This window comes from Paraburkholderia sp. RL18-101-BIB-B, assembly GCF_046026985.1.
GTDB lineage: Bacteria > Pseudomonadota > Gammaproteobacteria > Burkholderiales > Burkholderiaceae > Paraburkholderia.
The window spans coordinates 32,762-58,206 of the sequence record NZ_JARESV010000044.1 but is presented as its reverse complement, the minus strand read 5'-3'; the positions used below and the strand labels follow the sequence as shown (position 1 = coordinate 58,206).

Genomic DNA, 25,445 nt, shown 5'->3' with positions numbered 1-25,445 from the left:
GTTGAGAAAAAATCATGCGCTATACGCTGTTTGAAAATCAGAAAGACGCGGTCATCCTCGTCGCCCGCATCCTGTTGATGGTGCTGTTCGTCATGTTCGGCTGGTCGAAGCTCGCCGGCTTTTCCGGCACCGTGGCCTATATGACGTCGAGCGGCGCGCCGGTGCCCGAGTTGTCGGCGGTGATCGCCGTGGTGATGGAGTTTGTCGTGGGCATCGCGCTGCTGGTCGGTTTCTATACGCGGCCGCTTGCCTTGCTGCTCGCGGTTTATACGCTCGGCGCCGCGTTCATCGGCCATCATTACTGGAACATGACCGGCGCGGTGCAGTACGACAATATGATTCACTTCTACAAGAACATCAGCATCATCGGCGGATTATTGCTGTTGGGTGTGACGGGCGCCGGGAAGTATTCAATCGACCGGCGTTGAATCTACTGTCTTGCACGGCACGCCAGAAAGAAAGCCGCCCGGTTGACGCCGCGCGGCTTTTTTCTCGTATTGCGCGGTTCACGCTAGCCCGCGAACGCGCTTGCGAATGGCCCGGTGGATATTCGACTGCGCCATGTCGCCACGATAGTGCGCGGCAGAAACGCCCAGAACGATTCGCCATAGCGCGCACTGGCCGGATCGGATGGCGTCGCCACCCGCACGTAATGCCCACGATTGTGCTCGACGAAAAAATGGCCGTAAGCGACCGGCGCCAGCGTGATTCTGGCGAGCCATCGCTCGAAGCGATCGGTCTTGTGGCCGAGTTCGTGCGCCGTGTTGATCGACACGCCAATTGCCGCGTGGAGTGAGAGCGAGAGCGCGAAGCCCTGATAGTCGTGCCACGTCATCGCAGGCGTGCCCACGATCCATAAACCACAAACAAAAACGGCGGCCCAAAGGCCGCCGTCCACTACTCACACAATCGCATCAGGCCACTACTTCAGCCTCAGCTTCTCCAACCACTTCCACTTCTTCACTATTGCGGATCAGATGATCGAACGCGGAGAGCGATGCCTTCGCGCCTTCGCCCACGGCGATCACGATCTGCTTGAACGGCACCGTGGTCACGTCGCCGGCGGCGAACACGCCCGGCACCGACGTCGCGCCGCGTGCATCGACGACGATCTCGCCGTGCTTCGACAACTCGACCGTGCCCTTGAGCCATTCGGTGTTCGGCACGAGGCCGATCTGCACGAACACGCCTTCCAGTTCGATCTGCTTCACTTCGCCCGAACGCAGATCTTTGTAGACCAGACCGTTGACCTTCTTGCCGTCGCCGGTGATTTCCGTGGTCTGGGCCTGCGTGACGACGGTCACGTTCGCGAGGCTGCGCAGCTTGCGTTGCAGCACTTCGTCGGCACGCAGCGTCGCGCCGAACTCGAACAGCGTCACTTCACGCACGATACCCGCGAGGTCGATCGCCGCTTCGACGCCGGAATTGCCGCCGCCGATCACCGCGACGCGTTTGCCCTTGAACAACGGACCATCGCAGTGCGGGCAGTAAGCCACGCCATGATTGCGGTACTCGCGCTCGCCCGGCACGTTGATTTCGCGCCAACGCGCGCCCGTCGCCAGAATGATGGTCCTGGCCTTGAGCACCGCGCCGTTTGCCAGACGCACTTCGTTGATGCGGCCCGGGATCAGCGCTTCGGCACGCTGCACGTCCATGATGTCGACTTCGTAGCTCTTCACATGCTGCTCGAGCGCCGTGGCGAACTTCGGACCTTCAGTTTCCGTCACGGAGACGAAGTTCTCGATGGCCAGCGTGTCCAACACCTGCCCGCCGAAGCGTTCCGCCACCACGCCCGTCGCAATACCCTTGCGCGCCGAGTAAATCGCCGCAGCCGCGCCCGCAGGACCGCCGCCGACGATCAGCGTATCGAACACGGGCTTCTTTTCCAGTTCCTTCGCGGCACGCGCACCGGCGTTGGTATCGAGCTTCGCAAGGATTTCCTTCACGCCGCTGCGGCCCTGGCCGAACACTTCGCCGTTCATGAACATGGTCGGTACCGCCATGATCTGGCGCGCTTCGACTTCGTTCTGGAACAGCGCGCCGTCGATCGCCACGTGGCGGATGCGCGGGTTGATCAGCGCCATCACGTTCAGTGCCTGGACAACTTCCGGGCAGTTCTGGCATGACAGCGAAAAATACGTTTCGAATTGATAGTCGCCGTCGAGGTTGCGGATCTGTTCGATCACGGCGTCTTCGAGCTTGACCGGATGGCCGCCGACCTGCAACAGCGCAAGCACGAGCGACGTGAATTCATGACCCATCGGAATGCCGGCGAAACGGATGCCCGTATCCTTGCCCGGCTCGCCGATCGAAAACGACGGCTTGCGCTCGGCGTCGCCACGACGCTCGATCACGTTGACGCGCTCCGACAACGTCGCGATATCGTTCAGCAATGCCAGCAGCTCTTGCGATTTCGCGCTGTCGTCGAGCGACGCGACGATCTCGATAGGCCTGCTAACCTTTTCGAGGTACGTTTTCAACTGAGTCTTGAGATTGGCATCAAGCATGGCTATTCGATTCCGTGACGATGGGTGTTGGGTTCCCGGCGCCGCACGCTTCCGGATAGGATAGGTGCGGCCCGGGGACGTGCGAACCACTGTAAGAAGCGGTCCGCACGGTGATGCGCCGCGAGGCGCTAACTGCGTAAGGTGGTGAGACCTTAGATTTTGCCGATCAGGTCGAGCGACGGGGTCAGCGTTTCTGCGCCCGGCGTCCACTTGGCGGGGCACACTTCACCCGGGTGAGCCGCGATGTATTGCGCAGCTTGCACCTTGCGCAACAGCTCGCCGGCGTCACGGCCGATGCCGTTGTCGTGAATTTCGGCCAGCTTGATTTCGCCTTCCGGGTTGATCACGAACGTGCCGCGCAGTGCCAGACCTTCTTCTTCGATCAGCACGTCGAAGTTGCGCGAGATTGCCAGCGTCGGGTCAGCGAGCATCGGGTACTTGATCTTCTGGATCGTGTCCGACGTGTCGTGCCATGCCTTGTGCGTGAAGTGCGTATCGGTCGACACGCTGTAGATTTCGACGCCGAGCTTCTTGAATTCGGCGTAACGATCGGCCAGGTCGCCCAGTTCGGTCGGGCACACGAAGGTGAAGTCAGCCGGGTAGAAAACGAAAACCGACCACTTGCCCTTCAGGCTTTCTTCGGTGATGGTCTGAAAATCGCCATTGTGATAAGCCTGTGCCTTAAACGGTTTGACTTGACTGTTGATGATCGGCATTTACTGAGTCCTCTTTCGAAGTGGTTGGAAAGTGGAGTCAGTATGTCAGACGACGCTTAATAGGTAAAGCGGTGTGTTTTAATGGTAGCGATAGTCTGACGCTATTTATCTCGCTACGCCTGCCTATCACGCCGTGGATCAGTCCTTCAGAAGCCGCCAGAGGGTAGTGCGGCCGATTCCTAGCGCCCGGCTGGCCGCAGCGCGGTTGCCGCCAGCCTGTTCGAGGGCGTGGAGAACGTCCTCGCGGGTCGGGCTGCTGCGGTTCGGGGCGGGTTCAGCGGCGGCATTCGCGCCGTTTGTACCGTTTTTTGTGCCAATGGTGCCGTTAGTGCTCGCATTAAAGGCCGCCGCCTGCCTCATGCGCCCAAATTCCGGAAACACCGCCTGCCAATCCTGACCGGCAACGCCCGCTGCGTCGCCGAGATAGATCGCGGCGCGCGTCAGCAGATTTTCCAGCTCCCGCACGTTGCCGGGCCACGCGTACTGCTCGAACAGGGGCGCGAGAAACGCCAGCACCCGCTCGAGCGCGGCCTCCGACAACCCATATTGAAGCGCGCTGCGGCTCAACAAGTGCCGCGCCAGTTGCGGAACATCGTCGCGCCGTTCGCGCAACGGCGGCAATTCTATCTGAAGCAGGTTCAGACGAAAATACAAATCCGCGCGAAACGCGCCCTGCTCGACGAGCGCGTGCAGATCTCGATGAGTGGCGGCGATCACCCGCACGTCGACCGGCGTGGCGCGTCCCGAGCCGAGCTTCATCACCTCGCGCTCCTGCAGGACCCGCAGCAGACGGCTCTGCAGCGCCGCCGGCATCTCGCCGATTTCGTCGAGGAAGATCGTCCCCGTGTGGGCGATTTCGAACAGCCCCGGCTTGCCGCCGCGCCGCGCGCCCGTGAACGCGCCTTCCTCGTGGCCGAACAGTTCGCTCTCGATCAGGCCTTCCGGCAGGGCCGCGCAGTTGAACGCGACGAACGGATTGCCGCGCCGCCGGCTGGCGTTGTGGATGCCTTGCGCGACCAGCTCCTTGCCGGTTCCGCTTTCGCCGCTCAGGAGCACGGTCGCGTCGTGCGCCGCGCCTGCGCGCGCCAGCCGCCGCACGCGCTCGAGCGCCGCCGAGTTGCCGATCAGATCGTCCAGTTGATGCCGCGCGACCAGATGCTTCGGCCGCTGGCTGGTGCGCAGCGACCGGTCGATCCGCTGCGCGATCAGTGCGTCCTGCAAGGTCACCACGGAGCCGGAGCGCACGCCCTGCTCCACGATCGGCACGCAATTGACGATCAGCGCGCGTCCGCCGATCTGCTCGATACGCTCCTCGATCGGCAGGTCGTGCTCGAGCGTCTCACGCAGCAACGGCCCGACGGCGCGTTCGACTTGCGCCGGCACGTCCTGGTCGCGGTCGAGACCCAGCAGATCGAGCATGGCCGGATTGACGGCTTCGACCTGGCCGGCATCGTCGAAAGCGGCGACGCCGTCGCGCAGATGCGCCACGATCGTGTTCAGGCGAACGCGCTTCGATTCCTTCTGGCGGCTCACGCGCGCCAGTTCGACCGAGCGCTCGAACGCTTCTTCGACCGCCCCGAGCGAGTACAGGAAAACGCTCGCGAGGCCGGCCTGCTGGGCGAAGTCGCAAGCCATGCCGGGCCCGATGATGACGCTGCAGCCTTCTGCGGCGAGGCTGTCGACGGCGAGCCGCACTTCGTCGATCGAACGGTAGGCGCGCTGTTTCAGGCTGACTTTCAGCCACGCGCTCAGATCGGCCAGTTCGTGCGAGATCGTTTCGTGCAGCACGAGGCCGATCTGGGCGTTCGGCCACGTGGTCGTGGCGCGGGTGATCGCGCTCAGCACGTCGAAACCGTTCACCTTGACCATCACGACCGGCACGTTCAGGTTGTCGCGCAGGTAGGCGCCGTTCGATCCGGCGGCCAGCACGACATCGACCGAGCCTGCGTCCACGTAGGCCTGCAAGGCCGTGACGGCCGCGCTGTAGCCTTCCCGGACCGAGAAGAATTTTGCGCGCCCGGCGTAGCGCGGCGCGACGGTCTCGCAAAGCGACTGCAACCGGCTGATACTCACCAAGGCAATGCCTGGGCGGCCCGGATCGGAATTCGCAAGGGACGACGTGAAAGTGGACATCGCGGCACTCGGTCTATGTTGAAACGTTCCATGGAACGTTTCATGGAACAGTACGCTCATTGTGCCACAGACCGCCGCGCCGCCGCCTTCCAGCTAACTTGTTGATTGTTTGGGACAAACCACCAAGGCCGCGAAATGGCACGCTTCCTGCGATTTCTCGTTCGCGCCATTTATCCGACTTTCCTGAAAGGAGACACACCGTCATGACCACATCCGCCACCCGCCGCGCCGCCTTCCGCGCCAAAGTCAACGAACGCCAGGGCCTGCTCGTGCCCGGTGCCTTCAATGCGATGAGCGCCCGTGTAATCGAAGACGCCGGTTTCGAGGCGATCTACATCACGGGCGCCGGCGTCACCAATATGTCGCTCGGCCTGCCCGACCTCGGCTTCATCGGTCTTGCCGAAGTTGCCGAACATACGGCGCGGATTCGCGACGCGGTCGCGCTGCCGCTGATCGTCGACGCCGACACCGGCTTCGGCAATGCGCTGAACGTGCGCCAGACGGTACGCGTGCTCGAGCGCAGCGGCGCCGACGTGATCCAGTTCGAAGACCAGATCATGCCGAAGAAATGCGGCCACTTCTCCGGCAAGGAAGTCGTCAGCGCGAGCGAGATGGTCGGCAAGATCCGCGCGGCCGTCGATGCCCGCGAAGACGGCAATCTGCAGATCATGGCGCGCACCGACGCGGCCGCGGTGCACGGCATCGAGGACGCGATCGAGCGCGGCCATCGCTTCATCGAAGCCGGCGCCGACATTCTCTTTATCGAAGCGACCGAATCGCTCGCCGACATCGAACGTTTGCCGGCGCTGTTCGACAAGCCGCAACTGATCAATATCGTGATCGGCGGCAAGACGCCCGTGCAATCGCGCGAGGCGTTAGCCAAGGTCGGCTACGGCATCGTGCTGTACGCGAACGCGGCGCTGCAAGGCGCGGTGCTCGGCATGCAACGCGCGCTCGGCACGCTGAAGAGCAATGGCCGGCTCGACGAGGACGCCACGCTGGTCGCGCCGTTCAGCGAACGCCAGCGGCTCGTCAACAAGCCGCTGTACGACAAGCTCGATCGCGAGTACGCCGCGAAAGACTGAGCGGCGCAGAGAAAACAGTATTTCCGGTAGATGGGCGGATGGGCGCTCCCGCTTGCGGGCACGCCGCGTCCGCCTGCCGTCGTCAACGGTATGGCGCCGTTTATTGCGTTAGGATTCAGGGCTAGCAGTCGTTTGCGACTGCCGGCGTGCCATCTTCGATGGCTTCGCCGGCGCGTCAACTGCGGCCGCGATCCTGTCGCTCGTCCGCCTCGTCCGGATACCGGAAACACGTTTTCAAAAGGTAGTCGCAAGAACATGAAGGCCAAACCATCGCGCGCAAAGCGCCGGCACCGCATCGGCGCTGATACGCGTTCGCACGACACTGCAGGCAGCGCGGCGGGAGCAGCGCAATGAGCGGCAGCGACACGCGCAACGCGCACATCGGCTGGCTGCCGTATATCGTCGCGGCCACCTTCTTCATGGAGTACCTCGACACCACGGTGATCGCCACCGCGTTGCCGCAGATGGCGCACTCGTTCGGCGTCGGTCCCAACAGCCTCAGTCTCGGCATGACGGCCTACATGCTGGCGCTGGCGATCTTCATCCCGGCCAGCGGCTGGGTCGCCGACCGCTGCGGCTCGCGCACGGTGTTCTTCAGCGCGATCGGCGTGTTCACCGTGGCTTCCGTGTTGTGCGGCCTGTCGCAGAACGTCACCGAGTTCACCGCTGCTCGTCTTTTGCAAGGCATGGGCGGCGCGATGATGGTGCCGGTGGGACGGCTGATCGTGGTCCGCAGCACCGAAAAAAGCCGCATGATGCAGGCGATCTCGACCATCACGTGGCCGGCGATTGCCGCGCCGGTGGTCGGGCCGCCGATCGGCGGTTTCATCACGACCTACGCGTCGTGGCGCTGGATCTTCCTGCTCAACGTGCCGTTCGGCCTCGCGGCCATGGCCGTTGCGCTCGCGCTGGTGCCGAACCTGCGCGGCACCGATCGCAAGCCGCTCGACGTGGTCGGCCTGCTGCTGAGCGGCACGACGTTGACGGCGATTCTCTACGGCGCGGAGTTGGCGAGCCAGCCCGGCGAGAATCCGTGGATCGCCGGCGCGATCATCCTCGGCGGCTTGCTGATGGGCGTGGTGGCGTTCAAGCATGCGAAGCGTCATCCGCATCCGCTCGTCGACGTCTCGACGCTGAAGATTCCGACCTTCTCCGTGACGGTGGTGACGGGCTCGTTCACGCGCATCGGCATCGGCGCGGTGCCTTATCTGATGCCGCTGCTGTTCCAGGTGGGCTTCGGCTTGTCGGCGTTTAAGTCGGGGCTGCTGCTGCTCGCAAGCGCACTCGGCAACCTCGGCATGAAAGCGCTGACCACGCGCATCCTGCAGCGTTACGGTTTTCGCATGGTGTCGATCGTCGACGTGACGGTGGCCGGCGTGTTCATCATCGCGTGCGGATTGCTGAGCCCGAACGTGCCGCTCGCGCTGGTGCTGTTCGTCGTGTTCATCTACGGCGTGGCGCGTTCGATGCAATTCTCGACGCTCGCCACGCTCGCCTATGCCGACGTCGCGCAACCGCAGATGAGCGCGGCGAGCACGCTGTGGAGCGCGGCCGCGCAGATGACGATTGGTCTCGGCATCGCCTTCGGCGCCGTGTCGCTGCGGGCGGCGGCCTTCTTCAACGGTGAGACCACGGGCCGCGTCTTCACGCTCGACGATTTCCGCCTCGCGTTTCTGTTCGCGGGCCTGGTGACGCTGGCATCCGTGATCGGCTACATGGGTCTTGCACGCGATGCCGGCCAGAGCATCGGCGGCGGTTCGCGCGGCAGCGAAGATCCGGCGAAGGGTTGACGGCGAAGCACTCTGATAAAACGGGCGGAGATACGCGGTGCAAGCACAAGAACTGACGTTTTCGAATAACAAGGCCGATCTCGACATCGAGATGGTCTACACGTTCCTGTCGCAAGAAACTCCGTGGGCCAAGGGCATGCCGCGCGAAACGTTCGAGCGGGCCATCGCGGGCTCGATGTGTTTCGGCGGCTATATCGATGGCAGGCAGATCGCGTTCGCGCGCCTGATCACGGACGAGGCGACCTTCGCGTACCTGTGCGACGTATTCGTGCTGCCGGACTATCGCGGCCAGGGACATGCGTCGGCGTTGATGAAGCACGTTTTCGCCAGCCCCTCGCTGCAGGGCCTGCGAAGAATCGTGCTGGTGACGACGGACGCGCATCGCGTGTACGAGCCGCACGGCTTCACCGGACTCGCGACGCCGGAGCGTTACATGGAGCTGCACAACCCGGACGTCTACAAGACGGCCTGAGCGCGGCGCGCGGCGCGAACCTCGCGGCGCTGTCATCGGCGTGCCACGTTGGACGGTTAATTTGCTGCGGGAACACAAACCGCAAAAACAGCAAAAACCGTCCCTAGCCCATGCCACAGCATTTCGCGCGCGAGTCCCGCAGTGATTCCGTCAATGGCGGCCGCCTTGTTTAAGGCCGCCTCCGCCAGCGCGCTGCTCAATGCCTTCCTTTCGGCGATGCAGATCGCCATCGGCCTCATGGCGCATTCGGACGGGCTCTTTGCCGACGGCGTGCACACCTTGAGCGACCTCGCCGCCGACGGCGTCGTGCTGATCGTGCTGTACCTCACTACGCGACACCAGCGTACGAAGCTGCGCGATGCTGGCCACAGCGCCGACACCGGCATCGAGCAGGCGCTGGCCGCGCTGTTCATCGCCGCCGTATTGATGATCACGGCCGCCGACATGCTCTGGACCAGCATCGCGCAGACCTCGACGCTGAGCGGCGGCACCGCGATGCATATCGGCGCGCTGGCCGTGAGCGGCTTCGTGATGCTCGCCAAGGAAGCGCTGTTTCGCTATATGCGCGCCGAAGGCGCACGCACGGGTTCAGCAATTTTGCTGGCCAGCGCATGGCATGCGCGCGTCGACGCGGTGTCGGCGCTGGTGGCGACGTTGGGACTCGCCGGCAGTCTGGCCGGCATGCCGATGCTCGATCACATCGCCGGCGCGGCGATCGGCCTGATGATCATGCGCATGGGCTACGCAAGCGGCCGCGGCGCGTTGAAGCAACTGTTCGCCGGCGCGCCGGGCAACGCGCCCGCCGGCCAGCCGGTTGAATAGAATCTGGAATCGGTTTGCGTCAGCCGTAAGCGCGTTCGCGCATCCACTTCGTCATGATCCATTTGTCGCCGCCGAGCACCGGCGCGCCGCCATGCAAGGTCAGCGGATCGAGTTGACGCTGGCCGTTCATATAGCGGAAATACACCGCGCCGCCCTGCCTTGCCGCGACGGACATGCCCGCTTCGGGAAAGATGGTTTCGCCGCCGTCGGGCACGTCATTCAGATAGATCACCAGCGTGGCGACACGCTGGCCGCCCTGCGCGGTATGCACCGCGCTGCCGGGTTGATCGGGCGGGAAATAGTCGAAATGCGGGCGGTATTCGCCGGTCGTGCCGTAGTGCAGAATCTGCAGCCCTTCGCCATTTTCGACCGGCCAGTTCATCAGACTCGAAATGCGCCGGTCCATCCGTTCGATGAACGCGTCTTCGCCGCGCTGATACCAGATGCCCTCGCTGGTGCGATTGCGGATCACGTCTTCCTTGCCGGTATCGGGATTGACCGTGGTGGAGCGCTTTAACCGATGCCGCGAGCGCTCGATCATCTCGGCGCATTCGTCCGGCGACAACACGTCGCCGAATACGATCACTTGCGGCCGCTCGCAGCGCATCAGCACACGCACGTCACGATCGTACGCGCGGATCACATTGCCGCGCGCGACGGGCGGGTCGTCGTATTGGTAAGTCTGTGGCGCGGCTTTGGCGAGCGCCGCCTCGGTCGCGGCCGCCGCGGCAAAGGCCGGATTCGCCGGATTAGCCGGGTCCTGGCCGAAGGTTTTGTGCACGGCCGCGCGCGCGGCGTCGGTGGCGAAACCGGCCTGCACCATGGCGTCGACCATCGAATCGGGACTGCAGCCGCGCGCCACGTTGCTGCTCAGCCACTCTTCCCATGCGGCATCCACTACTGGCATAGCATTCCTCATTCGTCCGCTTGAAGAAATTCAGCATCACGTGGCTGAATGATAGCAAGCGGGCGTGGCTCGGCCGGGGTCAAGCCGCAGATCAACCGCGCTGCTGCCGGCGCCGGTAGAGGTCGAGTCCCTTTCGCGCCTGCGCCCGAATGGCGCGCTGCACGAGCGGCGACCAGCCGAGCAGCGTCCCTTTGAGGCCGAGCGCCTGGCGCGTCCAGCTCCACAAGTCAAAGCTGTCGCGATGTTCGACGATGCGGCCATCGCGGAACACGAAACGGGCATCGATGCGGTTGACCACCGCGCGCCCCGTCTGACTGAAGAGATAACTGGCCACCCAGTGGGCGCGGCCGCTGCGGTCGTCCGCTTCGACGTCCTCGAACGTCAGCGAGAAGTCCTGTGCGCGGGCCACCAGCATGCGCCACATGTCGCGCGCTTCCTCGCCGCGCAACTCGCCGAACGCGGGGTCGCTGAAGACAACGTCGTCCGCGTAACAGGCCACCATGGTTTCGGCGTCGCGTTGCTGAAACGCCGTGTAGAAACGCTGGATCAGTTCGGTGTTGGTGTTGGGATGGCTCATTGTTTTGATATCGTGCGATGCCCGTGTTTGAAGTCGATCCGGAAAAGGCGCCCGGCGACCATTCGACGGCGGGCACGCCGCACACGATATCGGAAAACTGAGCCCAACGGGCGACGCGGCGTGCCTACCCGTTCGAGGCCGCGCCACGCATCCGCGCGGCCTCGCTTTTGCCGGCCAGCAGCCAGACACCGGCCGCGATCGACACCGCAATGAAAGCGGCCAAACCCAGCGCGGCGGCAAAGCCGCTCGCAAAGCTCGCATGCGCAGCCGACATCAGCGTGGCCCGTACGGCGGGCGGCAAGCTCGCCGTGGCCTGCGCCGTATCGCCGGCCAACACGCGCGACATGAAGCCGGCGTCGAGCGCGGTTTTCACCTCGGGCGTCAGCGGCGCCGCGGCGAGGAATGCCGTGTGAGTGCGCGCCGCGAGCACCGCGCCGAGCACTCCGACCGACGTCACGATGGCGGTGAAGCGCGTCGTCGTGCTGATGCCGGAGGCCATGCCCGTGCGATCCGGCGGCACACAGGCCATGATCGCCTTCTGCGTGTCGCCGTTCAGAATCCCGGCGCCGAGACCCGTCACGATCATGCCGAGCGCGACCAGTGCGTAGCGTTCGTCGCTCGCGATCAACGCCGTCAACAGGTTGCCGAAGGCGATCAGCAGCAAGCCCATCGACAGCACGGCCATGCTCGAAACACGCCTGCCGAGCGCGGCACCGATGTACGGGCCGATCACCATCGACAGCGCGAACGGCAGCATGCCGACGCCCGCGGCCACCGCCGACAGACCGAACGCGTTCTGCAAATACAACGGCAGGAACGTCATCATCACCTGGGCGCAGGCGGCGTAACCGAACATGGCGAGCACCGCGGCGACAAAGCGCGGTTGCCGGAACAGCGCGAGATCGACCATCGCATGCGCTCGCACCCGCTGCACCTGAACGAACGCGCCGAACAACAGCACGCAGGCCGCGAGCCGCATGGCGGTCGGCCAGCTTGCGAGGCCGTCGGCCGGCACTTCGATCAACGCCCAGATGCCGAGCGCGAGCGCGCTGCCGAACAAAAGACTGCCGGCGATATCGAGCGGACCGGGTTTCGGATTGCGCGACTCGACGATTGCGCGCGACGCGCACCACACGAGCACCGCGCACACCGGCAGGTTCAGCAGAAAGATCCAACGCCAGCCGAACCATTGCGTGATGACGCCGCCGACCAGCGGCGCCACCGTGGTCGCGAGGCCCATGCAGGTGCCCCACACGGCCCAGGCGCGCACGCGGGCGGGGCCTTCGTGAAACGTGTTCGCGATGATGGCGAGCGCGGCGGTGAGCAGCATTGCCGCGCCGACGCCCTTGACCGCCCGCGCGATGTTCAGCACCGCAGCCGTCGGCGCCGCGCCGCAACCGAGCGACGCCAGAAAGAACACCGCCAGCCCGAGCAGCAGCATTTTCTTGCGGCCGACGCGGTCGGCGAGACCGCCCGCCGGCAGCAGGCACGACGCGAACGCGACCATGTACGCGCTGACGACCCATTCGACGTCGGCGAAACTCGCGTGGAACGAGCGCGCGATCGACGGCAACGACACTGCCACGACGTTGGTGTCCAGCACGATCAGCGCGCAGGTGGCCGACGCGGTGGCCAGCACGAATGCGGGGTTGGCCGGCGCCGGGCGGTGGTCTGAGGAAGGAGACGGCATAGGGAGGCGAATGGCGGCGAGTTGAGGTCGACTCAATGTTAGCGACGCCTCTATTGCCTGTCATTGGCATAAAATCACAAAATAATTAGCTTCAGTGGAAATACAGAAAACCATGCGGCAACTCGAACTCCGTCATATCCATGCCTTCGTTTGCGTCGCGAAACAGCTTCATTTCTCGCGCGCCGCCGACGAATTGGGAATCGCCGCGCCGTCGCTGACCAAGCTGATCCAGGAGGCGGAACGGCTGCTCGGCGTACGGCTCTTTCATCGCACCAAGCGCTCGGTCGCGCTGAGCGCGGCGGGCAGTGCCTATCTCGCCGAGGCGCTGGTCGCGCTCGATCACCTCGCGCGCGGCGAGGAGCGCGCGGGGCTGGCCGAGCGTGGCGAGCTCGGGCGCGTCGAAGTCGGCTATGTGGCGTCGGCGGCGTATGCGGGCGTGTTGCAGCGCGATGTCGGCGGATTTCGCGGCGCGCATCCGGGCGTCGACATTTCGATCCGCGAGGTGCCGATGGACAACGTCGCCGCCATGCTGCGCGACGGCCTGCTCGACGCCGCCTACGTGCGCCCGCCGATGCTGCTGGCCGACGGCATTCAGGCCACGACCGTGCATCGCGATCAATTCGTCCTCGCTTTGCCAACCGATTCCGCACTGGCTGCCTCACCGAGCGTCAAGCCGGCGCAATTGCGCGACCAGTGCTTCGTGCTGCCGGAACAGGAAGCCGGCACCTTCGAAGTGGCGCGGCGCGGGCGCTTCTCAGCGCGGCTCGGACCGCGCCCCGGTACGCTCGCCTCCGTGCTGGCGTGCGTGTCGCTGGGCGGCTACGTCGCCGTCGTGCCGCATACGCTGGCGGACTGCATCGCTTTGCCGGGTGTGGTGTACCGCGACATCACCGGTCAGCCCATTCCTTCGGAGATCGCGATTGCCTTCCGGAAGTACGAGCGGGCCCCGGCCGTCAAGGCGTTTCTCGACTTCGCACGGCATAAGTGACTCCGGTCTGAAGGCGGCGTGAAGCCTGTCCGACGGCTCAGGAAACGGCGTCTGTTCAACACGCCGGCCGCTTTTCGCTATATCCTGCCGAATATCACGGTAGGCTTCGTGGTGCGTGGCGGCGTGTCTTTCAGCGCTTCTGAGAGCCCCGCGCGACGAGGCGAAACGAGCCAGCAGGAGCCAGTAGCGGTGCGCAGTCGATCCATTTCATCCGCCCCGGCAAGACGCCGCGAGCGTCCGCCCAACGAGCTTTCATCGACCATCGTCGCGGTGAAGTCGGCGTCCGAGCGCGGCCGCGCCGAATCGATCCGCGATGTCGTCGACGCCTACCGGCGTCTCTACGGCAGCGTGCAGCGCTTCGTGCTGATGCTGACCGACGACCAGTTGAATTTCGCCTCGGTCGGCACGTCCGGCTCGCATTCGCTGAACCAGTTGCTGTCGATCCTCGCCGAGCGGGCGAGAGCCGCGGCGTTCGCGCGTCTGCGCGACCTCAAAGCGGCGATCGAGGAAGCGCGCTGCGCCGAACAACTGCGCGACGCGATTTTTTCCGACACCTTCAGCAACGACCTGGCTGCCCTGCGCAAGGTGGTCGCGGAACTCGAACGGCTCGACGCGGCCTTCGTGGGCCTGTGCGTCGGGCATGTGCTCGAACAGCACGCACGGGCTGCGAATGACATGAGCCCGGCGGCCGGCAAGCGCGCCGCCACCGCGCGAAGCCCTGCGGACAGGTCGGCCGTGCGGCGCAAAGCGCGCGTCGCCGAGCCCGCCCTCGCCCCCTCCAACGACTGATTAACGACAGCCGCAGATGAACGCTCTCTTTCGCCCATCGTTATATCTTTCCGAATATATCGTCGGCCGCGCTTGCGCGGCGAATGTGCGCCATGAGCTTCACCTGCACTTTCAACTCGCCTGACACCGAACCGGATTCGAGATTCCCATGCACACGCCCCCGTTCCGTCTCGCCCAGCCCGCGCGTCTGAAACTGTCCGGCGACGAGCTTGCCGGCACCGGCATGCACGTCGCCGACGCATGTTGCGCCCCCGCCAAAGTGTCGTTCTCGAACACCAAACGACGCGCGCGCCTCGCCGAACTCGACAGCCATCTGCATTGTTCGATCATCGGCACGTGTCTGAGCACGCACGAGTTGCGCAAGCTGGTGCCGAAATTCACGGGACTCGATCGCCGCGACGCGAGCGATCTGGAGATCCATCACTCGGCGGTCGAACTCGCTATCGAAGGCGGCGCGGCCGCGAAGGCGCTGCAGAAACTGCTCGACGAACACTATGCGGGCGCGATCCGCCGCTTCGACAAAGCCACCGACGACGTCGACCTGCTCAAGCTCTGGGACGAAGCGCTGAAGAGCGGCGACATCCCGCCCGCCTACTGGGCGTTGATGACGCATCCGTTTGCGACCATGCCCGTGCGCCAGAAAGCATTCGGCGAATTGCACATGCTGTCGCATCTGGTGGGCGCGGCCAATCGCGCGGACATTCGCCGGCTGGTCGCGCTGGAAGAGGAGAACGCCGCATTGAAAGAGAAAATCGAGCGTCAACAGAGCCGTTTGCAGGAACTCAGCCTGCAACGCGACGCGTCGATTGCGGCGCTCAACGAGCAGATCGCGCAGCTCACGGCGCAGACAAGCCGCCAGATCCCCGGCGATGTCGCCGGTCTCGAAGCCGAAACGCAACGGCTGCACGACAAACTGGCCGACGCCGATCAGCGCGTCGCGCTGCATACGAGCCGTCGCGAGGCCGCGGAACAGCGCGCGCTGCAGGAACAGGACGCGGCGCTCGCGCTGCGCAGAAGCCACGATCAGACGCTGACGCTGCTCAAGCTGGTGCAAAGCGAATGCGACGCCCTCGAACGCGCGACGGTAGACGCAGCGGACGCGGCGAGCGGAGCCGGCACGCGCCGGGCGAGCCTCGACAGCGTGCAAGGCAAACGGATCGCGTATGTGGGCGGCAGGCCGGGTTCCAACGCGGCGCTCAAGCGGCTGGTGGAAGCGGCCGGCGGCGAACTGATCGTGCACGACGGCGGTGTGGAAGATCGCAAGGGCCTGCTTGCCGCGGCGTTGCCGGGTGCGGATCTCGTCGTGTTTCCGGTCGATTGCATCGACCACGATTCGATGAATACGCTCAAGCGCGTCTGCGAGCGCCATCAGATCGACTATCACCCGCTGCGCACGGCGAGTGTGGCGAGCTTCGTCGAATTGATGGCGCGCCTGCACCCCGAGCAGCTTGCGCAATTGGGCAATCCGCCGCCTTCGGCGTTTTGCCTGCGTCACGGCTGAACGCACTTGCGCGACCGGGGACGCTCAGGAGCGGATCAGCCTGGTCAACTCGGCGATCTGTTTCGCGCAACTTCGCTGCGCCTCGACTTCAACGTCGCGGTACAGGCGAATGATGGTTTCGCCCACGGGCGTGAGCGTGCAGCCGCCGCCGCTCTGGCCGCCCTGCTCCGAATGCGTGGCAGGCGACTTGAGCGAACGGTTCAGTTCATCGATCAGCAGCCAGGCGCGACGGTACGACATATCGAGGCTGCGCGCCGCCGCCGAGATCGAGCCGAATTCGCGCACGGCTTCGAGCAATTCGACTTTGCCCGGCCCGAGCGCGACCGCGTCGCCGCTACGGATGCGCATTCTGAAGCGCACTTCGGGACGCGCCTTCGCGGCTTTTTTTGCCGCGGGTGCGGGTTTGGTTTTTGGGGTGTCAGCCATGCGCGAAAGCATACACGAACCGCCTCGTACTGCCACCCTGGCCGAACGGCCATCACAATCCTCCCTGAAGCTCCGGGAAGCAATGCCCGTAGTCTTCACAGCCGGGACAGCCTGGCGCCGGGCCAGGCTGCAAACCCAGTGACAACGCGCGTTGTTCAGCGAGGAACTTCTTCCACCGCAAGTTGGCGGTATTGAGCGCGACGAGCGTGGGGAAATAACGCGTCAGCATCCACGTGACTTCGTCGCGGCCGGCGAGGCCGAGGTCGCGCCACAGGTGATCCGGACGCAAACAGGCATGGGCGATGATTGCAGCTAGACACTGCGCGTCGTCTGCATGGATCGTGGCGCTAGCGTACGTGAGCAATAGCGCGTGGAGCGTGCGGACGAATTCCGCGTGCTCGCTCGAAGTGACCACGAGCGGCAACGCGGCCGGGACAGCGGCACGCGCGAAGTGCCGCGCCACCAGCGCGCGCCACGCCGGTTGCTGAAGTCCGAGCAGCGCGAGTTCGTTGCGCGCGTCGCGCTCTGCGATCAGTTTGGCGAAGAGTTGTGTGTCGGGTGATGCGGCATTAGTCGCTGCGTCCAGCCACTTTGTCATGCGCGCGGCGGTCAATGCGTCCTGCGGCAACGACAACGACCGCACCCACAAAGGCGCGTCTTCGCCAGTTGCGGCAACACCAACAACGCGTGCAAGCGGATCGTCAGACATGGCGGCAACGTGATAAGGATCAGCGACCCATGTTACGCCTACCGGCTGTGCCTCGCGTTCACCTACGCCAACGGTCCCAACACATGCGCCTCGATCCGCGCGAGCCGTTTGACATGGCGCGGCGCGGGCAGGATGTCGGATCCGGAAAACAGAATCGGCGCGCCGTCTTCAGCGTCGAGCGCTCGGCCGCCGCATTCGTAGGCGACCATCACGTTCTCGCCGATCGGCGTGTTGAAGAGTTCATGCCACGAAAACGTCACGACATAGCCGTCGTGCCCCACCGCGACGAACACCGTGCGCTTGAATTCGCCCGGCACGCTATTCGGCAAGCCCGCTTCCGTGATCAGCGTCGTCAGGCGCACGCCGCGATACGGCTCGACGCTGCGAATAAAGCGGTTGGTCGTATAGCAACGCAGATCGAACGGCGTGGCCACCACGCTTTCGTAGCGTTTGAGTTCATCGAGCCCGAATGAAAGCGGCCGCTGGAATCGTCCGCTCAGGACGAGCGCGCTGTCGACAGCGGGCGCGGCAATCACATTCACACTATCCATATCCGTTTATCTCCAGCATGTGCGCCTGAGCGGCTTGTTCACCCGTTATGTCCGTGTGTATATTACGCTGCGATGGCGGCTTGCGCGCAAAACCGCGTCGATACGCGTCATATCGCCGGGAATATAGCCCGGCCTCACCTTCATTCATAACAATCACGGCACGCGTGGGCGCGCCGGCATACGGCCGGTGCGCAGCCGGGCTGCTCAGGAGATCACATGCGCTTCTCACCCGCCTGGCGACGCACCACGTGTCTCGCTTTCGTCTCCCTCGGCCTGATCGCGGCGCTCGCCGGTTGTGGCGGCGACGAGATTACCGCCACGCCGCAAAAGGTCGCCGTCAGCGCGTCGCCGAACGGCATCGCGGTGCGCGCGGCGGACGGCGCCGTCTTCATCACCGACGACCAGACCAATAGCGTGCTCTCCTCGCCCGACGGCCGCACGTTCGCGCATTACGCGAGTGTGCCGGCGGTGGCCGGCCAGTCGAACAGCCTGAGCCAGTTGAGCTTCGCCGACGCGTCCACGCTGATGATCGAACGCTTCGGCTTCGGCACGGCGAGCGCGGTGTTCAGCATCACGGGCGTCGATGCGATCGCGGCGCTGAGCGGCCCGGATCCGGCGCGCCGCCGCCTCGGCCTGATCTCGATTGGCTCCAATCGTTTGCTCTCGACGTGGTTCGTCAAAATCGGCAGCAATCCGCTGCAAGGCGGGCTGAGTCTCATCACATACGATCCGGCCGCTCACACGGCGGTCGAGCGCGATCTGCTGAGCGGACTCGGCAAGCCGGTCGGGATCGCCGTGTCGGGCGACGCGGTCTACGTCTCCGACCAGGCCAACAACGACATCGTCAAAGCGAGTCTGAGCGCGTTGCTGGGCGGATCGCAGGCCGTGACGCCGAGCGGCACATTCGTGCGGATCACCAGCCCGGACTTGATGGCCGTCGACGCGGGCGGCAAGCTATACACCAAATGCAATACCACCGGCCTGTGCCGGATCGCGCCGGACGGCACGATCAGCGTGCTTGCAAACGACTTTCAGGACGCCCGCGGCGTAGCCGTCGACGCGCCGCGCGGCCGGCTGTACGCCATCGACCGCGCCGCCAGTGCGAGTGGCACCAGTTACGTGCGCAGCTTCCCGCTTGACTGATGCAGAGCGGCGTCGTCACACAAGATAATGCGATGACGTCGTAATATAGCGCTCTTAATAACGTATCGGGGTTATCGCATGATTCGCAAGCTGCTCGCTTCTCTCGTCGTTCCTCTCGTGGTCGTTACCGGCATCGTGACGGCCGCGCCTGCTTTCGCGCAGGACAACACGGTCAACGTGCTGTACGCCGGCTCGCTGGTCAATCTGATGGAGCGCAGCATCGGCCCGGCATTCGAGAAGGCCACCGGCCAGCATTTCCGCGGCTACGCGGCGGGCTCGAACAAGATCGCCAACGAGATCAAGGGCAAGCTGCGCCGCGGCGACGTGTTCATCAGCGCGAGCCCCAAGGTGAATGACAGTCTGACCGGCGCGGCGAATGGCGATCACGTCACGTGGTATGTGAATTTCGCCGAATCGCCGTTGATGATCGGCTACAACCCGCAGAGCAAGTTCGCGCCGCAGTTCAAGAGCAAGCGCTGGGACCAGGTGCTGCAGGAGCCGGGCATCCGCATCGGCCGGACCGACCCGAAGCTCGACCCGAAGGGTGCCTTCACCGTCGAGATGGTGACCAAGGCGGCTGAGCTCTACCACCAGCCGGACCTCGTCGAGAAGACGCTCGGCGCGGCGGAAAACCCCGACCAGGTTTTGCCCGAGGAAACGCTGGTTGGCCGCCTGCAATCCGGCCAGCTCGACGCCGGCTTTTTCTATTCCACCGAAACGTCCGATCTGAAGATTCCGGCGATCCGCCCCGCACCCGAATTGCAGGCCAAGGCCAGCTACACGCTGACAATTCTCAGCGACGCGCCGAACCGTGAAGGCGCAAGCAGCTTCGTCGACTTTCTGTTGAGCGCGAAAGGCCGCGCGCTGCTCAGGCAACATGGCGTGGACGTCATCAAACCCACGGTAAGCGGCAACGGGCAAGCCATGCCGCCTTCGGTGCAAGCCGTGATCGACGCCGCCGCGCAGTAAGCGCGGTGAAACGTACCGCTGCGCGTCCGCTGCTGTGGCTGGCGGCGCTGCTGGCCGTCTATCTGTGCGCTCCGTTCGTTGCGAGCGTGCCGCAGCTCGGCGCGGCGGACTGGGCGAATGTCGATTGGCGCGCGACGTGGTCGGCGGTCGGCATCTCGGCGGCGAGCGCGAGCGTGGCCTCGCTCGCGATTCTGCTGGGCGGCGTGCCGCTCGGCTATTTCCTCGCGCGTTCGACTTCGCGCAAGGTGGCGCTGCTCGGCTTCGTCGTGCAGTTGCCGCTGGCGTTGCCGCCGCTCACCAGCGGCGTGCTGCTGCTGTTTCTGCTCGGGCCGTATAGCTGGGTTGGCCGCTTCACCAATGGCGTGCTGACGGATTCGTTCGCCGGCATCGTGCTCGCGGAAGTCTTCGTCGCCGCGCCCTTCCTGATCATTGCCGCCAAGTCCGCGTTCACCGCCGTCGACCCGGTGCTCGACGACGTGGCCGCGACGCTCGGCCATCACGCCGGCAGCCGTTTTTTCCGCGTCATGTTGCCGGTCGCGTGGCCAGCGATTCGCGCGGGACTCGCGCTCGCGTGGCTGCGCGCGTTCGGCGAATTCGGCGCGACCGTGATGGTGGCCTATCACCCGTATTCGTTGCCGGTCTATACGTACGTCGTATTCGGCGGCCAGGGGTTGCCGGCGATGATGCCCCTGCTGCTGCCGACACTCGCCATCGCGATCGTCTGCGCGGCGCTGACGATTTACAGCCTTCGGCAAAAGACCACGCTCGAGCAAACCGAAAACGGCGACGACGCGCTCGAACCCGGCGCGGACCTGACGGCGAGCCGCGGCGAAACCGCGGACCTGCGCCTCGCTTTCCATTTGCAACGCCGGCTGGGCGCGTTCGATCTCGACATCGCATGGACGCCGGTCACGCGACGCCTCGCGATCATCGGGCCGTCGGGCTCGGGCAAGTCGTTGGCGCTGCGTCTGATCGCGGGGCTCGAATCCAACGCGTCGAGCAGCGTGACACTCGGCACGACGCCATTGAACACGCTGCCGCCCGAGCGCCGGCAGATCGGTTATATGCCGCAAGACTACGGCCTGTTTCCGCATATGACGGTGGCGCAGCAACTGGCCTTTCCCGTCGATGCCGATCCCGCCAGCGCGCGTTACTGGCTCGATCACCTGGGCCTCGCGCAACTGGTCGCGCGCCTGCCCCATCAATTGTCGTTCGGCCAGCGGCAGCGCGTCGCGCTCGCGCGAGCGCTGACACGGCATAGCGAACTGCTGCTGTTCGACGAGCCGTTCGCCGCGCTGGATACGCCGCGGCGGCGCCGCTTGCAGCAGTCGTTGCGCGCCTTGCAGCGCGAGATCACGGCGGTGACGATCATCGTCACGCACGATCCGGATGAAGCCGCATTGCTGGCCGATGAAGTTCTGGTCGTCGAGCAGGGCCGCGTGTTGCAAGCGGGTTTTATCGACGCCGTATTCGAGCGGCCGGCGTCGATACGAGTGGCCGGCCTGCTCGGCTTGCACAATGTAGGCGAAGGTGCGATGAACGCTCCGGGCCACGTCGAAATCGCTCAGGGCCTCGTGATCGGAACGGGCGACAGCGGACTCGATCTCGCCGCCGGTCAGCGGGTCATGTGGCGCGTGTCGTCGCATGCCATTGTCGTGACGGTGGGCGGCACGCATGCCGGTGTGGTCGACGCGGTCGAATTGCGGCGCGGCGAGCGCTATGTCCGCGTGAATATTGCCGGAGTCCGCTTCGACATCGCCAATGAAGATGCCCGCCTGCGCGAAGGCGCGCCGTGCCGGATCGAGATCCGCGCTTCAGGTGTTGCCGTCTGGCAAGCGAGCAGTCCGCATTAACCTTCGTGCGCGTGAGCGCGGCCTCTGATTTCGGCAAGCGACATATCGACCAGCAGCTTGCCGGAATCGAACACCGTCACCAGCGCATCTTCCCAATCGCCTTCGACGGTGCGCTCGTCCCAGGCAACGGGCAGCGTCGTCGTTCGATATTCGCCCGTGTGGCGATTCACCAGCAGCGTCAGGCGCCCTTTCATCGAGCGCTTTCCGGCGTCCGTGACCGGGTCCTTGAGCACGTCGTGCCACTCGTCGCCTAAACGGATCGCGGAACACTTCATCGCGAAGCGCTGCGTGTCGCGGTTGATCTGCTGCAACAACGCGCCGCCCATGCCGAACACGATGTTGTCCGCCGCGAAGCCGGCTTCGTCCATAGCGGCAAGAATCGCTTCAATCGAATCGGGGTTCACGCCGTCGCCCTGGATCACCCGCACGTTGTTGAGCACGCGCCGCCCTTTGCCGTTCACTACCGATCCGAACGACGTCTCGAGTGCCCGCAGGGTTTGCAGCACGATCGTCCGTGGATCGCCGGAGTCGGGCCGGATCACCAGCGTGCCACCGGAGTCGAGCACCGCCTGCTTCAACTCCGTGCCCCAGGCGTCGAGCGCGGCGAACAGATCGTAGGAATCGGACACCACGGAAACGATTGCCCCTGGCTTGCCGAACTGCGCAATCATGTTGCGAAACGCGTCGGTTTCGCGCTCGCGGCCCCATGACGTGATCGTGCTGTGCTCCGCCGCCGGCACGGAAAACGCCGCCATCGTCTCGTTGTAGTAGTGGTTCGCCGCGATCACGCCGAGCACGGTGTCCGAGCCCATGAAGCTGACGAGGTGCGCGGCGCCGCCGATCGCCGCCGACTCCGCGCTCGACACGCCACGCGCGCCGAAATCGTGCAGCTTGAACGGCAGTTGCGTGAGGTCGTCGCTGCTCTTTAGCAGATAGCCGCGGATCGTCTTGCGCAGATGCCAGCTTTGCGTCGCCACCGTGATCGGATACCACACGCGCAGCAGCATGGTCTCCATATACGACGCCAGCCAGAACACCTGCGGATCGTCGCATTCGACCGTGACGAGCACGTTGTGCGTCGGCACGACCGAGCCTTCCGGCACCGCGCGAATGCGCACCGGCAGATAGCCGCCGTGGTGTTCGACGATGTAGCGCCAGCCCGCTTCGTTGAACGGCTCGCCGTGCGCCGTGAAAAAAGCCTTGGCCTGCCCGATCATGGCCGGAGTCACCGGGCGGCACAGATATTCCTTGATCAGCATCTGTAGGCCGAAGAACAGCGTGCGATCGTAGCGCCCGCCGCGCGATTCAATGTAGGAGAACATCGCCGACGCTTCGGGCGGATATTGCAGGTAGTGCGACGCCTTGTACGAATCCGTGTTGAGGATCGGATTGGACAGGATCGACGCGATATCGTTGAGACCGTTGGACTCGTTTTGCATGGACGATGCTGCGCTCACAGGCGCTCTAGAGAGTAATCAGACGGGCCGCGCAGTGGCTGGCCACAACGACACGATACACTGTCAAAACACACCGGGAATCAAGCGAAAGCACAGCTTGCGTCGATACGCGCTATAGCTGCTCGCCGCGACGCTCTAACGGCGGAGTGGTCCACGTCATTGCCTATTCGTTTCGACATGCGAATTATTATTCTGGCAGGTTACGCCAACGGCTGCCCGCCTCCCATGATCGCAGCGTAGCAGCGGCACGGATCCGCTATCCAGATCATGCCACCGACGTGCGGATTCGCTTCTGACGAGTCTGTCCAGTTTGACAGAACGGCCTCAATGGCCGGGTTTGAGCTGCGGCGGCACGTTCGGCCGCGACGCGAACAGCCGGCCGAGCACGCCTTTGCGGCGCTCGGCGCTGGACGGCCACAGCATGTCCGCCAGCAGGCTGATACCTTGCGCAAGCGTGCTGTCCCGGGCCGATGTCACCAGCGGCACGCCGCGGCTGAGCGCTTCATTGGCCTGCTTTTCGTCGCGCGGAAGCTGATGCGCCACCCTCGCGCCGAGCGTCTGTTCGAGCTTCGACAGGTTGATCTGGGCGTTCTTGTCGTAATGATTCACCACCACCCGCACCTTGCTGGCCGGATAGCCCAGTTCTCTGAAAATATCGAGCATGCGACGCCCGCCGTGCAGGTAAAGCAGGTTCTGACGCACCACCATGCAGATCGCGTCGCTGCGATCGAGTGCATGGATCGTCAACGGATTCAGGCTCTGGCCGACGTCGATCAACACTGCGTCATAGCGCTCGCGCGCCAGCGCGAGAATGCTCTCCATCTGCGCGGGCAGCAATTCCGCGGCCTTGAGCGGATCGCCCGCACCGGCCAGCACATCGAGATTTGCGTGGACATGCATCACGCATGATTCGAGTAGCGCGGCGTCGAGGCGCTCCGCGTGGGAGCAGAGATCGGCAAGCGTGGTGGGCGGCGGTTTGTCGGCCATGAGCAGGCTGGCGTCGCCGAATTGCTGGCTGAGATCGATCAGCAGCACACGCCGGTTGCTCAGCGCGGCAAGCGAATACGCGAGATTCACGGCGATTAGCGTGGTACCGCTGCCACCCTTGCTCGAAGCGAGCGAGACGACACGGCCGACGCGGCGGCCGATGGCGTTTTTCCGCACGTCGGCCTGGATGAGGATGGTGGTGATCTCGTCGGCGTCGAGCGGCCACGCCAGCACATGCCGCACGCCGACACGCATCGCCGCGCCCAGCAAGGCGGTGGACGGCGCCGCCGTCATCAGCACGCAATGCAGGGCCGGCGTGCAGGCCAGCGCTTCCTCGACGCCGTCCAGGTCGCGCGCATTCAGATCGGCATCGTCGACGATCAGCATATCGGCGCTTCGAATCGCACGGTCGTGCGCCCGCACTTGCCGGGCCGTGCCGTGAGCGGTGCGCAGCCGGTAAGCCACGCCGCTTGCCTCGAGGCGAGCGACGATCTCCGGCGCGCGCTCCATGCTGGATGAAATCAGGAAGATGTCGATCATGTCGGCTCTCCGCCGGTCTGACGCCGTTCGGTTGGCGAAGCCACCTCGATAGCGATCGATGTTCTGGTTATTCGTCGGAATCGGACCGGTAAATGTCCGCACCGCGCTCATAGTTTCGTTCCTGCGACACCGGCATCTCATACACCGAGTCGCGCAACGCCTCGCGCTGAAGCTCCGCTTGCGCCCGGCGCTTGATCGCCTCGGCAATCACCAGCGTCGTCAGATCGACCGGCGGCGCGGCGAACAATGCGCGCGGCGCGGCGATATGCCGTTGATAGGCGACATCCGTTGAGTACACGGTGGTTTGACGAGCCGACTGTGCTGTGCCGGCCGGCTTGGTGAACTGTCTGGTCATGACAACCCCCAAAAAAAATCTGTTTTTTTCACTGCTCTGTCCAGGTGAGCCGTGTCCGCACATTCGCGGACACGGCGCCCGGTCCACCTCGTAAGCTGCGCCTCTCTACGGAGACTCTGGCCATTCCTCCACGCTCCATCGCGCCCGGTTGGTCCTCGACCGCGCGCTACCCCGCCGCTCTTCCTTCGCTGTCTTCTTGTTGTTGTGCGTATCGTTCGCTCACCAACTCCGCGAGCGCGGTACTTGTTGTTTTTTGCCATCCCCTTCATGTCCGCCGAAACAGACGGAAAAAGTGGCGAGGTCGACCTTTACATCGTCCGGTCACATTGACCGGTACGTTGTACCGATCATTCGCGCCGTGCTCTTATGTCGTTTGTTTTTCAGTGGCCCCGCCGCCCCCTCGTAAAACGCATTGGCTTCCCCCCGCCGCGCCTACGAAGTTTTATGTGCCGCCGATCTCTCTTCACTCCGGCTTCCC

The 25,445-nt window shown here is 64.5% G+C and carries 23 protein-coding genes and 1 pseudogene; 11 read left to right on the top strand and 13 right to left on the bottom strand.

All coding sequences use genetic code 11. The annotated features are described in order from the left end of the window. Positions 1 to 14 precede the first annotated feature (14 nt). Positions 15 to 428 (top strand): DoxX family protein, encoded by a 414-nt coding sequence (locus tag P0D73_RS36740; RefSeq protein WP_408180036.1) that lies wholly within the window; start codon positions 15 to 17, stop codon positions 426 to 428. A gap of 125 nt (positions 429 to 553) precedes the next feature. On the opposite strand, the pseudogene P0D73_RS36735 reads toward P0D73_RS36740, so the two are convergent. From P0D73_RS36735 to prpR, 4 genes and pseudogenes are all read right to left on the bottom strand, one after another. After that, positions 554 to 883, bottom strand: a pseudogene (locus tag P0D73_RS36735) (alkane 1-monooxygenase); the annotation flags it as partial. Positions 884 to 914: 31 nt separating this feature from the next. Further along, a complete protein-coding gene (gene ahpF, locus P0D73_RS36730) occupies positions 915 to 2,507 on the bottom strand; it encodes an alkyl hydroperoxide reductase subunit F (RefSeq protein WP_132377360.1) in 1,593 nt (530 codons plus the stop codon). 152 nt (positions 2,508 to 2,659) lie between these two features. Further along, positions 2,660 to 3,223, bottom strand: coding sequence for an alkyl hydroperoxide reductase subunit C (gene ahpC / locus P0D73_RS36725; RefSeq protein ID WP_408180035.1), 564 nt, complete (start codon positions 3,221 to 3,223; stop codon positions 2,660 to 2,662). 138 nt (positions 3,224 to 3,361) lie between these two features. After that, a complete protein-coding gene (gene prpR, locus P0D73_RS36720; RefSeq protein WP_408435064.1) occupies positions 3,362 to 5,356 on the bottom strand; it encodes a propionate catabolism operon regulatory protein PrpR in 1,995 nt (664 codons plus the stop codon). Positions 5,357 to 5,559: 203 nt separating this feature from the next. Here prpR and P0D73_RS36715 point away from each other — a divergent pair, with 203 nt between their 5' ends. From P0D73_RS36715 to P0D73_RS36700, 4 genes are all read left to right on the top strand, one after another. Next, positions 5,560 to 6,441, top strand: a complete 882-nt coding sequence (locus tag P0D73_RS36715; protein ID WP_408180033.1) for an isocitrate lyase/PEP mutase family protein — start codon at positions 5,560 to 5,562, stop codon at positions 6,439 to 6,441. A 350-nt stretch (positions 6,442 to 6,791) separates the two neighbouring features. Continuing rightward, complete coding sequence (locus P0D73_RS36710) at positions 6,792 to 8,231, top strand: MFS transporter (protein ID WP_408314428.1); 1,440 nt, start codon at positions 6,792 to 6,794, stop codon at positions 8,229 to 8,231. Between the two features lie 37 nt (positions 8,232 to 8,268). Next, the gene (locus tag P0D73_RS36705) at positions 8,269 to 8,703 is read left to right on the top strand and encodes a GNAT family N-acetyltransferase (RefSeq protein ID WP_408314426.1); all 435 of its coding nucleotides are present in this window, start codon (positions 8,269 to 8,271) and stop codon (positions 8,701 to 8,703) included. A gap of 165 nt (positions 8,704 to 8,868) precedes the next feature. Then, the gene (locus tag P0D73_RS36700; RefSeq protein WP_408314424.1) at positions 8,869 to 9,525 is read left to right on the top strand and encodes a cation diffusion facilitator family transporter; all 657 of its coding nucleotides are present in this window, start codon (positions 8,869 to 8,871) and stop codon (positions 9,523 to 9,525) included. Positions 9,526 to 9,544: 19 nt separating this feature from the next. Here P0D73_RS36700 and P0D73_RS36695 read toward each other — a convergent pair whose 3' ends face one another. The 3 genes from P0D73_RS36695 to P0D73_RS36685 all read right to left on the bottom strand — a co-directional run bounded on the left by P0D73_RS36695 (position 9,545) and on the right by P0D73_RS36685 (position 12,699). Further along, positions 9,545 to 10,432: a 2OG-Fe(II) oxygenase gene (locus tag P0D73_RS36695; RefSeq protein ID WP_408314422.1), complete on the bottom strand. Its 888-nt coding sequence runs from the start codon at positions 10,430 to 10,432 to the stop codon at positions 9,545 to 9,547. Between the two features lie 91 nt (positions 10,433 to 10,523). Beyond that, positions 10,524 to 11,009 carry a nuclear transport factor 2 family protein gene (locus P0D73_RS36690; protein WP_408314420.1) on the bottom strand — a complete coding sequence of 162 codons (486 nt, stop codon included), beginning with the start codon at positions 11,007 to 11,009 and terminating at the stop codon, positions 10,524 to 10,526. Between the two features lie 124 nt (positions 11,010 to 11,133). Next, positions 11,134 to 12,699 carry an MFS transporter gene (locus tag P0D73_RS36685; protein ID WP_408314418.1) on the bottom strand — a complete coding sequence of 522 codons (1,566 nt, stop codon included), beginning with the start codon at positions 12,697 to 12,699 and terminating at the stop codon, positions 11,134 to 11,136. A gap of 112 nt (positions 12,700 to 12,811) precedes the next feature. Here P0D73_RS36685 and P0D73_RS36680 point away from each other — a divergent pair, with 112 nt between their 5' ends. The 3 genes from P0D73_RS36680 (at position 12,812) to P0D73_RS36670 (ending at position 15,977) form a co-directional block, all read left to right on the top strand. Beyond that, positions 12,812 to 13,687, top strand: a complete 876-nt coding sequence (locus tag P0D73_RS36680) for a LysR family transcriptional regulator (protein WP_408314582.1) — start codon at positions 12,812 to 12,814, stop codon at positions 13,685 to 13,687. Between the two features lie 18 nt (positions 13,688 to 13,705). Next, positions 13,706 to 14,476, top strand: coding sequence for a hypothetical protein (locus tag P0D73_RS36675; protein WP_408314416.1), 771 nt, complete (start codon positions 13,706 to 13,708; stop codon positions 14,474 to 14,476). 148 nt (positions 14,477 to 14,624) lie between these two features. After that, positions 14,625 to 15,977 (top strand): DUF2325 domain-containing protein, encoded by a 1,353-nt coding sequence (locus P0D73_RS36670; protein ID WP_408180024.1) that lies wholly within the window; start codon positions 14,625 to 14,627, stop codon positions 15,975 to 15,977. Positions 15,978 to 16,001: 24 nt separating this feature from the next. Here the strand turns inward: P0D73_RS36670 and P0D73_RS36665 are convergent, their stop codons facing one another. From P0D73_RS36665 to P0D73_RS36655, 3 genes are all read right to left on the bottom strand, one after another. Then, positions 16,002 to 16,403 (bottom strand): winged helix-turn-helix domain-containing protein, encoded by a 402-nt coding sequence (locus tag P0D73_RS36665; RefSeq protein WP_243658296.1) that lies wholly within the window; start codon positions 16,401 to 16,403, stop codon positions 16,002 to 16,004. 52 nt (positions 16,404 to 16,455) lie between these two features. Further along, positions 16,456 to 17,001, bottom strand: a complete 546-nt coding sequence (locus P0D73_RS36660) for a nitrogen fixation protein NifQ (protein ID WP_408180044.1) — start codon at positions 16,999 to 17,001, stop codon at positions 16,456 to 16,458. Positions 17,002 to 17,174: 173 nt separating this feature from the next. Then, positions 17,175 to 17,663: a molybdopterin-dependent oxidoreductase gene (locus tag P0D73_RS36655; RefSeq protein ID WP_408180023.1), complete on the bottom strand. Its 489-nt coding sequence runs from the start codon at positions 17,661 to 17,663 to the stop codon at positions 17,175 to 17,177. A gap of 216 nt (positions 17,664 to 17,879) precedes the next feature. Here P0D73_RS36655 and P0D73_RS36650 point away from each other — a divergent pair, with 216 nt between their 5' ends. The 3 genes from P0D73_RS36650 to P0D73_RS36640 all read left to right on the top strand — a co-directional run bounded on the left by P0D73_RS36650 (position 17,880) and on the right by P0D73_RS36640 (position 21,628). Then, the gene (locus P0D73_RS36650; RefSeq protein ID WP_408291072.1) at positions 17,880 to 18,806 is read left to right on the top strand and encodes an NHL repeat-containing protein; all 927 of its coding nucleotides are present in this window, start codon (positions 17,880 to 17,882) and stop codon (positions 18,804 to 18,806) included. 78 nt (positions 18,807 to 18,884) lie between these two features. Further along, positions 18,885 to 19,775, top strand: a complete 891-nt coding sequence (locus P0D73_RS36645; RefSeq protein WP_408435061.1) for an extracellular solute-binding protein — start codon at positions 18,885 to 18,887, stop codon at positions 19,773 to 19,775. A 5-nt stretch (positions 19,776 to 19,780) separates the two neighbouring features. Further along, positions 19,781 to 21,628, top strand: coding sequence for an ABC transporter ATP-binding protein/permease (locus P0D73_RS36640; RefSeq protein WP_408435059.1), 1,848 nt, complete (start codon positions 19,781 to 19,783; stop codon positions 21,626 to 21,628). Here the strand turns inward: P0D73_RS36640 and P0D73_RS36635 are convergent. From P0D73_RS36635 to P0D73_RS36625, 3 genes are all read right to left on the bottom strand, one after another. Next, entirely contained in the window at positions 21,625 to 23,067 is a 1,443-nt protein-coding gene (locus P0D73_RS36635) for a nicotinate phosphoribosyltransferase (protein WP_408435057.1), read from the bottom strand. The genes P0D73_RS36640 and P0D73_RS36635 overlap by 4 nt on opposite strands. 342 nt (positions 23,068 to 23,409) lie before the next feature. After that, the gene (locus P0D73_RS36630) at positions 23,410 to 24,612 is read right to left on the bottom strand and encodes a CpaE/TadZ family protein (RefSeq protein WP_408180018.1); all 1,203 of its coding nucleotides are present in this window, start codon (positions 24,610 to 24,612) and stop codon (positions 23,410 to 23,412) included. 67 nt (positions 24,613 to 24,679) lie between these two features. Then, positions 24,680 to 24,967, bottom strand: coding sequence for a hypothetical protein (locus P0D73_RS36625; RefSeq protein ID WP_408180017.1), 288 nt, complete (start codon positions 24,965 to 24,967; stop codon positions 24,680 to 24,682). Between the last annotated feature and the right edge of the window lie 478 nt (positions 24,968 to 25,445).